Origin of the sequence: Kitasatospora sp. NPDC047058, from assembly GCF_040643935.1 — a bacterium.
Classification (GTDB): domain Bacteria; phylum Actinomycetota; class Actinomycetes; order Streptomycetales; family Streptomycetaceae; genus Kitasatospora.
Map to the genome: position 1 here is coordinate 1 of NZ_JBEYVJ010000248.1, position 10,842 is coordinate 10,842.

At 75.7% G+C, this 10,842-nt stretch carries 11 protein-coding genes and 1 pseudogene; 9 read left to right on the top strand and 3 right to left on the bottom strand.

All coding sequences use genetic code 11. The features are described from left to right. Positions 1-751: CAP domain-containing protein (locus ABZ885_RS28075; protein WP_360194302.1), on the top strand; the 751-nt coding region annotated here is incomplete at its 5' end. Positions 752-827: 76 nt separating this feature from the next. On the opposite strand, the gene ABZ885_RS28080 is transcribed toward ABZ885_RS28075, so the two are convergent. Then, complete coding sequence (locus tag ABZ885_RS28080; RefSeq protein ID WP_360194305.1) at positions 828-1,079, bottom strand: hypothetical protein; 252 nt, start codon at positions 1,077-1,079, stop codon at positions 828-830. A 232-nt stretch (positions 1,080-1,311) separates the two neighbouring features. After that, positions 1,312-1,827, bottom strand: coding sequence for an ArsI/CadI family heavy metal resistance metalloenzyme (locus tag ABZ885_RS28085; protein ID WP_360194308.1), 516 nt, complete (start codon positions 1,825-1,827; stop codon positions 1,312-1,314). Between the two features lie 87 nt (positions 1,828-1,914). Here ABZ885_RS28085 and ABZ885_RS28090 point away from each other — a divergent pair, with 87 nt between their 5' ends. The 4 genes from ABZ885_RS28090 to ABZ885_RS28105 all read left to right on the top strand — a co-directional run bounded on the left by ABZ885_RS28090 (position 1,915) and on the right by ABZ885_RS28105 (position 4,795). Continuing rightward, complete coding sequence (locus ABZ885_RS28090) at positions 1,915-2,286, top strand: metalloregulator ArsR/SmtB family transcription factor (RefSeq protein WP_360194311.1); 372 nt, start codon at positions 1,915-1,917, stop codon at positions 2,284-2,286. Then, on the top strand, positions 2,283-3,059 hold the full coding sequence (locus ABZ885_RS28095; RefSeq protein WP_360194314.1) for an MIP/aquaporin family protein: 777 nt from the start codon (positions 2,283-2,285) through the stop codon (positions 3,057-3,059). Before ABZ885_RS28090 ends, ABZ885_RS28095 begins: the two co-directional genes overlap by 4 nt. Positions 3,060-3,087: 28 nt before the next feature. Further along, positions 3,088-3,507, top strand: coding sequence for an arsenate reductase ArsC (locus ABZ885_RS28100; RefSeq protein ID WP_360194317.1), 420 nt, complete (start codon positions 3,088-3,090; stop codon positions 3,505-3,507). 187 nt (positions 3,508-3,694) lie between these two features. Then, positions 3,695-4,795 carry a chemotaxis protein gene (locus tag ABZ885_RS28105; protein WP_360194319.1) on the top strand — a complete coding sequence of 367 codons (1,101 nt, stop codon included), beginning with the start codon at positions 3,695-3,697 and terminating at the stop codon, positions 4,793-4,795. A gap of 117 nt (positions 4,796-4,912) precedes the next feature. On the opposite strand, the gene ABZ885_RS28110 is transcribed toward ABZ885_RS28105, so the two are convergent. Next, positions 4,913-5,338, bottom strand: coding sequence for a hypothetical protein (locus tag ABZ885_RS28110; RefSeq protein ID WP_360194322.1), 426 nt, complete (start codon positions 5,336-5,338; stop codon positions 4,913-4,915). A gap of 170 nt (positions 5,339-5,508) precedes the next feature. On the opposite strand from ABZ885_RS28110, the gene ABZ885_RS28115 reads away from it, so the two are divergent. The 4 genes and pseudogenes from ABZ885_RS28115 to ABZ885_RS28130 form a co-directional block, all read left to right on the top strand. Further along, positions 5,509-6,855 carry a hypothetical protein gene (locus ABZ885_RS28115; protein WP_360194325.1) on the top strand — a complete coding sequence of 449 codons (1,347 nt, stop codon included), beginning with the start codon at positions 5,509-5,511 and terminating at the stop codon, positions 6,853-6,855. Further along, positions 6,852-8,993: a hypothetical protein gene (locus ABZ885_RS28120; protein WP_360194327.1), complete on the top strand. Its 2,142-nt coding sequence runs from the start codon at positions 6,852-6,854 to the stop codon at positions 8,991-8,993. The genes ABZ885_RS28115 and ABZ885_RS28120 overlap by 4 nt, the downstream gene beginning before the upstream one ends. A gap of 41 nt (positions 8,994-9,034) precedes the next feature. Continuing rightward, positions 9,035-10,132, top strand: a complete 1,098-nt coding sequence (locus ABZ885_RS28125) for a MoxR family ATPase (protein ID WP_360194329.1) — start codon at positions 9,035-9,037, stop codon at positions 10,130-10,132. Beyond that, positions 10,129-10,842 (top strand): annotated as a pseudogene (locus ABZ885_RS28130) (hypothetical protein); the annotation flags it as partial. The gene ABZ885_RS28125 and the pseudogene ABZ885_RS28130, both read left to right, overlap by 4 nt.

Here is a 10,842-nt window from a genome sequence, read left to right on the forward strand (position 1 = left end):
GCCCGGCACCCCGGCCGATCCCACCGCCGGCGGGCACGGCCCGTGGAGTGCCCTCGCCCGTGGGAAGGGTGCCGTCGCGGGCGGTGCGGCGACGGTCCTCGCCGTCGCGACCCTCGCGCTGGTCTGGCCGCAGCCGCCGCAGCCCGCGCCGGGCACGCCCGAACCGACCACCCCGGCCGCCGCGCCCGACCTCGCCACGGTGCTGGCGATGCCGGCGCCGCCCGCCCCCGAGCCGACGGTGACCGGGACGCCGACGCCCCAGGTGACCGCCGCGCCGGTGCCGACGCCGACCGAAGCGCCCGCCACCGCCACCCCGACGCCGTCCCTGACCCCGTCCCCGACCGCCGTGCGCACCACGCCGCCGCCCAGCCCGGAACGCCAGCTGGTGGACCTGGTCAACGCCGAACGCGCCAAGGCCGGTTGCGCCCCGCTGCGGATCGACCCGAAGCTGCACACCGCGGCCCAGAAGCACGCGGACGACATGGTGACCCGCAACTTCTTCGACCACGTCAATCCGGACGGCGTCAGCGCCGATGCCCGGCTGACCGCGGCCGGCTACCGCTGGTCGCAGTGGGGCGAGAACCTCGACCGGGGGCCGAGCGCCCCGGCCACCGTGTTCTCCCGCTGGATGGACGGCGGGATCCACCAGTCCAACATGCTGGACTGCAACTTCAAGGACGTGGGGATCGGCGTCGCCACCGGCCCGGCCGGGCTCTACTGGACCCAGGACCTCGGCGCCCCGCTCGGCTGACGGGCCCGTCCGGCCGACGGGCCTCCCGCGCTGCGGCGGGCGGAGGCCAGGCGGCTCCGGGCCAGGCGGCCCGAGATCAGGCGGGGAGCCCGATCAGGCCGTCCGCGAGGCCCGTCCCATGGCTCGTCGCGTCGCCGACCACGCCGCCGGCGTCGCCGACCTGGCCCGTGACGGCGCCCGGCGCGGAGGTGAGCGCCTCGCCCTGCTGGAGCGGCCCGGACAGGTCACCCTGACCGCCGACCGCACTCGCGTGCGCGCTGGGAGCGGTCAGGGAGGCCACGACACCCACGGCGAGCGAGGCGACGGCGAGCATGCTGCGCTTCTTCATGCCCCCTCCAACGACGATCCGCCACCCGGGTTACGGGCGCCGGATCGCGAGGAGGATCGGAACTGCTCGCAGCGACCACGGGCGGCGGGTCCTGGTTCCGGCCCGGTGACCCGACCGCGGTCGCCGGCCGTCCTGGGCTCCCGTTCCCGCCGGTTGAGGTTCCGTCCGACGGTCAGGCTTCCCGCTGCGGCCGGGGAGCCGTCCGGGCCGCCGACCGTTCGGCCGGTCCGGGTCACGACGGCCGGCTGCCGCACGCGCAGCCGGCGGCGGCCTTCGCCTCGGCCGGGGTCCGGGCGGGGTCGAGGGCCTGCTCGTCGGGGGTGCAGCAGGCGGTGGTGCCGCAGCAGGCGTCCGGCGTGCCGTCGGCCTTGGCGAGGGTGTCCGCATCGGCCTTGACGACGTAGACCTCCCAGGGCTCCTTGCCCGGGCCGTGGACCCACACCTTGTCCTGGAGCGCGTAGCAGCAGGAGGTGTTGTTCTCCTCGGAGGTGGCCAGGCCGGCGTCCTTGAGCCGGCTGGTGGCGGCGGTGACCTGCTCGGTGCTCCCGACCTCGACGCCGAGGTGGTCCAGGCGGGTGTCCGCGCCGGGCTCGCCCTCGATGAGGACGAGCTTGAGCGGGGGCTCGGTGATGGCGAAGTTGGCGTAGCCGGGGCGGCGCTTGGCGGGCTCGCTGCCGAAGAGCCTGGAGTAGAAGGCGATGGAGGCTTCGAGGTCGGCGACGCGCAGGGCGAGCTGAACACGGGACATGGCGGTCTCCCTCTGCCGAGGCTTGTTTCGACATCTGTCGATACAGCGAGCTTGCCTCTCTGATTAGATGGCTGTCAACATAGACGCATGTCGAATTTAGAGCTGGTCGTCCTCGGGCAGGACGACGCCGCGGTGTGCTGCACACCGCTGGCCCGCGAACCGCTGGGCGAAGAGGCCGCCGCCGACCTGGCGAAGATGTTCAAGGCGCTGTCGGACCCGGTACGGCTGCGGCTGCTGTCGCTGATCGCCTCGCACGAGGGCGGTGAGGCCTGCGTCTGCGACCTGACCGGCCCGTTCGACGTGTCCCAGCCGACCATCTCCCACCACCTCAAGGTCCTGCGCGAGGCCGGCCTGGTCGGCTCCGAGCGCCGGGGGACCTGGGTCTACTACTGGGTCCGGCCCGCCGCGCTGGCCAAGCTGTCCGCCCTGCTCCAGGCCCCCACCGGGGAGTCCGGATGACCGGGACGGCTCCTCCCCCAGCCTCCGGCCGGGGGAACCCCCACGGGCGCCGGGCGGCGGTCGAGTTCACCGGGACCGGCGCGCTCGTCGCCGTCGTGGTCGGCTCCGGCATCCAGGCCACCAAGCTCTCCAGTGACGTCGGTGTCCAGCTGCTGGCCAACTCGCTCGCGACCGTGTTCGGCCTCGGCGTGCTGATCGCGCTGCTCGGCCCGGTCTCCGGCGCGCACTTCAACCCGGCCGTCACCCTGGCCGCCTGGTGGACCGGCCGCCGTGGCGGCGAGGGCCTGACGGCGCGCGAGGTCGCCGCCTACCTGCCCGCGCAGATCCTCGGTGCGGTCGGCGGCGCCGTGCTGGCGGACGCGATGTTCGCCGAGCCGCTGGTGCGCTGGTCCGCCCACGACCGCTCGTCCCCACACCTGTGGCTGGGCGAGGTCGTGGCGACCGCCGGTCTGGTCCTGCTGGTCTTCGGCCTGGCCCGCACCGGCCGTGCGCACGTCGCACCGGTCGCGGTCGCCTCCTACATCGGCGCCGCCTACTGGTTCACGTCCAGCACGTCCTTCGCCAACCCGGCCGTGACCGTCGGCCGGGCGTTCACCGACACCTTCGCCGGTATCGCGCCCGCCTCCGTGCTGCCGTTCGTCGCCGCCCAGCTCGTCGGCCTGGCCGTCGGCGTCGCCCTGGTCGCCGTCCTGTTCGGCCGGCCCGCCCCCGCCGACGGGGGCGTCGTGACCCCGCACGGCGAGCACCACCCCGCCGTCGTGTCCGGCCGCTGAACCCCGCCCGCTCCTGAAGGAAGAACCCGTGAGCTCTCCCGCCGTCCCGTCCGTGCTGTTCGTCTGTGTCCACAACGCCGGCCGCTCCCAGATGGCCGCCGCCTTCCTCGCCCACCTGGGCCGCGACCGGGTCGAGGTCCGCTCGGCCGGCTCCGCCCCGGCCGACGCGGTGAACCCGGCCGTGGTCGAGGCCATGCGCGAGGTCGGCATCGACATCTCCGCCGAGGTGCCCAAGGTGCTCACCGTGGAGGCCGTCCAGGCGTCCGACGTGGTGATCACCATGGGCTGCGGCGACGCCTGTCCGTACTTCCCCGGCAAGCGGTACCTGGACTGGGAGCTGGACGACCCGGCCGGCCAGGGCGTGGACGCCGTCCGCCCGATCCGCGACCGGATCGAGCGGCGCATCCGCGGCCTGCTCGCCGAACTGGCCGTCGAGCCCGGCGCGTGACCGTCGCAGCGGTGACCGGGGCCTCCGTCCACGCCCACCCCGACGGGATCCTCCCGAGGGCCGCGCCGGACGGATTCGCCGGCGGGTGGCATAGGAGGGCGGCCGGATGGGGAGGGGGCGGGGAGCAAATCCGGCAAAGCCGCGCTTTCCGATCGCTCTCAGCCAACCGCGACAAGAAGGGCACCCGATGCACGCAGCCGAGCTCACGCCCGCCGTCCTGGCCGGACTGCGCCGCCCCCGGCGCTATCCGGCCGTCTCCGTCCTGCTGCCGACCCACCGCAGCGAGCCCGACAACACCCAGGACCCGGTCCGCCTGCGCAACCTGATCGCGGAGGCCAAGAACCGGCTGCAGGCCGACGAGGCGGTCTCCCGGGCCGACCGGCTGGACGTGGTCGAGCAGCTGGACCGGGCGCTGCGCGAGGTCGACCTGGTGCACGCCGAGGACGGTCTGGTGATCTTCGCGGCGCCGGGCGAGCACCAGGTCTGGTCGCTGCCGCGCACCGTGCCCGCCCGGGTGGTGTTCTCCGACACCTTCCTGACCCGCAATCTGGTCTCCGCCTACGCCGCCGGTGCGCCGTACTGGGTCCTGACCGTCGCCGCCGACCGGGTCGCGCTGTTCGGCGGCGCCGGCCCCCGGCTGACCGAGCACACGACGGGCCGGTTCCCGCTGGACCAGGTCCGGCCGGACTGGGACGTGGAGCGTCAGGAGCGGATCGGCGACGTGCCCAGCACCTTCCGCGACGAGGAGACCCGCCGCTTCCTGCGCGGGGCGGACGCCGCGCTCGGCGCCCTGCTGGAGGCCGACCAGCGCCCGCTCTACGTGCTCGGCGAGGCCGCCGCGCTGGCCCTGCTGGACGAGGTCGGCACCGCGGTCAAGCGCGCCTCCGCCCAGGTGCCGCGCGGCGGGCTCGGCCACGCCCCGGCCGCCGCCGTCGCCGAGGCGGCCCGGGCCGTCGTCGACCAGCAGGAGCAGCGGGCCGTCACCGAGCTGCACCAGCGGCTCGACCAGGCGCAGAGCGTCAAGGCGCTGGCCAGCGGCATGGACGAGGTCTGGCAGAACGTCACCGAGGGCCGGGTCGGCCTGCTCGCGGTCGAGGAGGACTACTGGGAGCCCGTCCGGGTGACGGACAACCACCTCGTCCCCGCTCCCGCCGGGGAGCAGGACGTCCGCGAGGACATGGTGGACGAGATCGTCGAGCGGGCGCTCGACACCGGGGCCAGGGTGCAGTTCGTCCCCGCCGGCGAGCTGGCCGGCCAGGGCCGGATCACCGCCGTCCTGCGCTACTGACCGCACCACGCCGCACCGCACCACGCCGCACCGCACCGCGGGCGGGCGGCGGACACCGCTACCGGGCCCGGCCGGCTGCGACCGGCCGGGCACCCGCGGCGCCCGGCCGACGGGCCGTCAGCGGTAGAACGTCCGCCCGGCGGCACCCGAGGAGACCGACCAGACCTCGCTGATCAGACCGCCGCTGATCCGCAGGGTGTCCGTCCCGCTGCGCGCCACGGTCGCACCGTGCTCGTCGGTGAACTCGGCCAGGTAGGGCCGGGCGACCAGCCCCTCCGGCCGGCCGTCGACCAGCGCGAGATCGACCACCGCCGTCCCCTGGGCGGTGAAGCGGATCCCGTCGCGGTAGCGGTGCCAGCCGGCTATCAGCCCGGCGAGCTCCGCGGGCGCGCGCGCGTCGTCGAAGGCCTCGGTGTTGGCCTGGGCGTAGCGCAGGGTGAACTCCGGGGCCATGATCTCCTCCGCCAGGCCCACATCGCCGTTCCACATCGCCGTCCAGCGGTCGTACGCGTCCACGCCGAACTGCCGCAGCTCGTCGCTCATGAAGTCCCCCTCGATCCCTATCGGATTCCGACGTCTGTGACGGTAGCAAGGGGTACTGACAATCCCGGGGGCGGACGGCCGACCGGGCGTTGCCGGGGCCTGGCCCGTGTCACCGGGAGGCCCTAGGGTGCTGCTCGGACCGGGGAGTCGGCGGAGAGCGTGGGGGCGGCATGCGGTTCCTGTTCGTGCACGGCACCGGGGTGCGGCGTGCGGGGTACGACCCGCTGTTCGAGCTGGTCGCCCGGGAGTTGACGGCCCGGTTCCCGGACGCCGACGTGGTGCCCTGCTACTGGGGCGACGACCACGGCGTGACGCTGGCCGCCGGCGGCGCCTCGGTACCGGGCTTCGCCGGCCTCCCGCCCGGCGCGCCGGCGGCCCCGGTGGAACCGGAGCAGCTGGTGGCCCCGGCCGACGGAGGCTGGACGCTGCTGCTGGCCGACCCGCTCTGCGAGCTCCGGGTGCTGGCCCGGCTCCCGGTCGAGGACGACGGGTTCGCCGCACCCGGGGTCCGGACGCCGGGGGCGGACGTCGCCGACCGGCTGGCCGCCTTGGCACCCGGCCCGGCCGCCGGACCGGCCGGAGCCGGACCCGGACCTGCCGGACCCGGGCCCGTCGACCCCGGACCCGCCGGCCCAGGCTCGCCTGCCGGACCCGCCGAGCTGGACGCCCTGTTGGCCGCCACCGCGCTCGCCCCGCACCTGCCGGCCGTGCTCGCCCGGCTGGCCGCCGCCGAGGAGTTCGCCGAGGCCTGCGACCACGCCCCCGACCCGGCCACGGGCGCCGAGCTGATCGCCACCACCGCCCGCGCGCTCACCGCCGGACTCCTCACCGCGGCCGGACCCGGCGCACTGTGCACCGCCGACGAACGGGACCGCCTGGCCGAGCTGTTCGCCGACCGGCTCGGCGGCCTCGCCCGCGGACCCCTCGGCCGGGCGGCCGCCGTCCTCGGCCGGCTCGGCATGCGGATCGGCGGCCAGCGGCTGCTGGACCGCCACCGCGGCGCGCTGACCGTCGGCGCCACCCCCGCCCTCGGCGACATCCTGCGCTACCAGGCGCGCGGCGGCCCGCTGCGCGCCTACCTGGCCGAGCGGATCGCCGCCGCACCCGGCCCGACCGTGGTGATCGGTCACAGCCTCGGCGGCATCGCCCTGGTGGACTGCCTCGCCCTCGCCGCCGCCCGCCGGGAGACCCCGGCCGGGATCCGGCTGCTGGTCACCGTCGGCTCCCAGGCACCGTTCCTGCACGAGCTCGGCGCGCTCAACGGCCTGGAACCGGGCGACGCCCTGCCGCCCGGCTTCCCCGCGTGGCTCAACATCTACGACCCCGGCGACGTCCTGGGCTACCGCGCCGGCCCGGTCTTCCCCGGCGACCCCCGGGTCACCGACCACGAGGTGACCAGCCGCCAGCCGTTCCCGTACTGCCACAGCGCCTACTTCAAGCTCCCCGCCCTCTACGACCGGATCGCCGCCGCCCTGGCCGCGGACGGCGCCGCCGGAGTGCCCGGAGCGGCCGGGTGACCCCCACGGCCGACGACGAGCGCGACCGCCCGTGGCCGGCGCCCGAGCGGGTCTTCGCCCTCGTCGTCGGCATCGAGTCCTACGGGGTCGGCACCGACTGGGACCTCCGCGGACCGGCCCGCGACGCCGTCCGGTTCGCCGCCTGGCTGACCGGTCCGGCAGGCGTGCCCGCCGCCAACGTCCGGCTCTTCCTCTCCCCGTTGTCCGCCCCCGCCACCCCGGGCGGCACGGACGCCCCCACGGCGGCCGTGCCGGGGGCGGGGACCTGCACCGAGCCGGCGCGGGCCCCTGCCCCGCCGGGGCCCGCCACCTCGCCCGGTCCCGCCCCGCTTCCCGCCCACCGCCCCGCCACCAGCGTCGAGATCGAGGACGCCCTGCTGCGCGAATTGCCCAAGTGCGACGGCGACCTGCTGCTCATCTACTGGGCCGGCCACGGCTACGCGGGCGAGCAGGACCAGCTGCTGCTTCCGTTCGCCGACGCCTCCGCCCCGCCGATCCGCCACCTCGACCTCGACTCGGCGCTCCGCTTCTGGCGTTCGAGCAAGGTCAACCAGCGCTTCCGGCGGGTCATCTCGATCGGGGACGCCTGCCGCCTCGACGTCCGCAACGGTGTCGGCCCCACCTTCGGCCGGGTCGACTACGGCAACGGACGCCCGGTGCGCAGCCGCAGCACCTTCGTCCTCTACGCGGCCCGTCCCGGCCTGCCCGCCCAGAACCTCGACGGTGCCGGCCGCCTCACCGACACCCTGCTGGCCAGGCTGGCCGGCCGCACCCTGGACGAGAGCGTCCGCCGCCTGCCCGACATCGCCCGCGAGGTGCACGCCGACCTCGCCGCGCTCGCCGACCGCGGCCAGGCCTGGCAGCAGATCCAGTGGCGGATCAGCGACTGGGACGGCAACCCGCTCACCGACGACGGCTGGCCGGACGAGCCGCCGGGCGCGCCGCGTCTCGACGACCAGGCGTGGGCGGAACTGGACAGCCTCCTCGGCGGCCCCGGACTGCCTCCGGACGCCTTCCGCGCCTACCGGTGGGCCTTCGAGGCGGCCGGCTGCGTCCCACCCGGACCGGTCCTGCCCGCCGCCGAGCCGATGGCGGTGGTGCGCGACCTCGACCGCCGGCTCGGCAACGCCTCCCGCCGGCTGCCGCTCCCGCTCGCCTTCGTCCGCTACCTGGCAGCCCGCGAGAGTGACCGGGTGCGGGCGGCGCGGCTGGCCGACTGGGTCCGGCGCACCGGACAGCGGCTCGGCGCCGAAGCCGTTCCCACCCCGCCGGCCCCCGAGCGCGACGGCCGGACCGAACTGCACGTCGAGTTCAGCGAGCCCGGCCGACCCGTCACGGTCGGCACCGAGAACGCCCACTGGGTCCGGATGTGGCGCTACCGGCGGGGCTTCGAGATGCTCTGGGAGTCGCGCGAGCCCGTGCCGATGGCACGGGCCCGGAAGGAGCTGTACCTGCACCTGTTCGGCGCGACCGCCGATCCGGACGTGCGCCGGATCGAGTTCCACGTCCCCGAACCGTTGTTGGACGAGCAGTTCGACCGCTGGCCGGTACCGTTGCGGGGCACGCGGGTCGTTCCGCTCGGCGGCGCCTACGAGGTGCTGGTCCGGTGCCCGGACGAACGCGAGTACGAAGCGGGTCGCCGGTGGCGGCGCAAGTGGGCCTGGTACCGCGAGAACGGCGGCAGCCACCCGGACGCCGTCCGCAGCTTCGGCGAGGTGGCCCCGTTCGGCCCCGGCCTCGCCGACCGGCTCGGCGCCGACGGCCATCCGGTCTGCGCCCTCCTCGACCGCCACCCGGTACCGCTGGCCCGGAGGCTGGAGCTGGTGCTCGACGCCGGTCTGCCGATCGCGCTCTGGCAACGGCCCGCCGCCGGGGTGGCACCCCCCGAGGGCTGCGTGGAGCAGGGTGCGGAAGCGTGCGCCGCCGAACGCGACGGGCTCACCGCGCTGCTCGGATCGGCCGGGAGTCCCGGCCACGGCACCGACGAGGGACTCGACCTCGACCGACTGCCCGACCTCGTCCGGAAGCTGCGCATCGGCGCGGCCCCGGGGTGGTGCGCGGGCTGCCCGGCCGGCCGGCGCCTCGGGCTGCTCTGGGACGACCCCGAGCACCGGCCGCGGACCAGATCGCTGTCCTGACGATGCATCACCGTCCGTTGTGGAAGGGAAGGAGACGGCACATGAAGGACTGGTGGATCTACCGGGGTGCGGGCGGCCCGGACGAGCGGCTGGCCCGGCTGGCCGGCAAGCAGCCGCCCTGGCGGGACTTCGACGGCAGACCGGACGGGCAGTACCGGCCGCCCGGGCGCGGCGGTCACGCCTGGGAGCGCACCGTGCGGCGCGGCAGCGGTTACGTGCCCGACGAGACCGAGACCGACACCGTCAACACCGCGCTCTACCTCAGCCGTCCGCTGCTCGTCACCGGCAAGCCCGGCGTCGGCAAGTCCACGCTCGCGTACAGCATCGCCACCGACCTCGGCCTCGGTCCCGTCCTGTACTGGCCGATCACCAGCCGCAGCACCCTGCGCGACGGCCTGTACCGCTACGACGCGATCAGCCGGCTGCACGACGCCAACCTGCAGCAGTTCCAGCCGGGTCCGGAGAGCGGCGGCGGTGATTCCGGTGCCGGCCGGTCGATCGCCCCCTACCTGCGACTCGGCCCGCTCGGCACCGCGCTGCTCCCGCAGGACCGCCCCCGGGTGCTGCTGGTGGACGAGATCGACAAGAGCGACATCGACCTGCCCGGAGACCTGCTCACCGTCTTCGAGGACGGCGGCTTCGAGATCCCCGAACTCGCCCGGATCGCCGCCCGCGAACCCCGGGTGCGGATCGGCACCGACGACACCCCGGAGGCCCGGCCCGCCACCGGAACGGACGAGGAGTCCACGGCCACCGCCACGGTGGCCGTGGACCACGGCCGGGTCCAGTGCCGGGCCTTCCCGATCGTCGTCCTCACCAGCAACAACGAGCGGGACTTCCCGCCGCCCTTCCTCCGCCGCTGCATCCGGCTGCACGTCCAGCCGCCCGGCCCGGCCCGCCTCGAACAGATCATCAGACAGCGGCTCCACCTGCCCGACGACCTCGACGACCGCCGCCGCGAGCTCGTCCACGGCCTGATCCGCGCCTTCGACGAACGACGGGCCGAGGGCGACCTCGCCACCGACCAACTGCTCAACGCCGTCCAACTCCGGCTCAGCGGTGCCTGGTCCGACGACAACGAGCGCGAGATCTTCCTCCACACGGTTCTGCAGCAGCTGACCGGGCCGGCCGCGCCGTGACCGACCGGCTGCTGCGTGCGCTCGCCGCGGCCGACGCCGCCTCGGCGGCGGGCCTGGGCCCGGATGAGCTCGCCGACATCCTGTGGCTGGCCGCCTGTCTCGACGGCACGGGCCACGACCGACCGCGGACCGCGGACGGTCCCGCCCCGCGGCCCGACCCCGGCCCGGTCGGGGCGCCGGCCGATTCCGGCCGGTCCGCCCCGGAGAGCACCGACGCCCGGCCCGAACAGCACTACGCCACCGCCTCGCTCACCACCGCGCCGGTGGGCGGTCCCACCGGCCCCGGCGTCGACGAGACCGGCAACGGCCGCCGCGGCGACCTCGTCCGGGTCGCCCGCGCCGCCGCCCTCGCCGACCCGCTCGCCGTCATGCGCGCCCTGCGCCCGCTCGGCCGCCGCACCCTCGCCGACCACCGCGGCGCGACCGAACTCGACGAGGAGGCCACTGTCAGCGCCGGCGTCGACCAGCGCCTGCTCGTGCCCGTGCTGCGCCCCACCCCCGGCCGCTGGCTGGACCTCGCCCTGGTGGTCGACACCCACCGCTCGATGGCCCTCTGGCACGACCTGGTCGACGAGCTGCGCCGGGTGATCGCCCAGACCGGCGTCTTCCGGGACGTCCGCACCTGGTACCTCACCGGTACCGGCGCCGGCGGACACCGTCGCGGTGCTGCACTTCGCGAACGGCGCCGCCGCCGTCTACCGCCCCCGGCC

What these genes read in the sequence shown, in the direction of transcription:
- ABZ885_RS28110 (WP_360194322.1), bottom strand. Translation starts at nt 5,338, where the DNA reads ATGAGCGACGAGCTGCGGCAGTTCGGCGTGGACGCGTACGACCGCTGG.
- ABZ885_RS28115 (WP_360194325.1), top strand. Translation starts at nt 5,509, where the DNA reads ATGCGGTTCCTGTTCGTGCACGGCACCGGGGTGCGGCGTGCGGGGTAC.
- ABZ885_RS28125 (WP_360194329.1), top strand. Translation starts at nt 9,035, where the DNA reads ATGAAGGACTGGTGGATCTACCGGGGTGCGGGCGGCCCGGACGAGCGG.
- ABZ885_RS28085 (WP_360194308.1), bottom strand. Translation starts at nt 1,827, where the DNA reads ATGTCCCGTGTTCAGCTCGCCCTGCGCGTCGCCGACCTCGAAGCCTCC.
- ABZ885_RS28090 (WP_360194311.1), top strand. Translation starts at nt 1,915, where the DNA reads ATGTCGAATTTAGAGCTGGTCGTCCTCGGGCAGGACGACGCCGCGGTG.
- ABZ885_RS28095 (WP_360194314.1), top strand. Translation starts at nt 2,283, where the DNA reads ATGACCGGGACGGCTCCTCCCCCAGCCTCCGGCCGGGGGAACCCCCAC.
- ABZ885_RS28105 (WP_360194319.1), top strand. Translation starts at nt 3,695, where the DNA reads ATGCACGCAGCCGAGCTCACGCCCGCCGTCCTGGCCGGACTGCGCCGC.
- ABZ885_RS28080 (WP_360194305.1), bottom strand. Translation starts at nt 1,079, where the DNA reads ATGAAGAAGCGCAGCATGCTCGCCGTCGCCTCGCTCGCCGTGGGTGTC.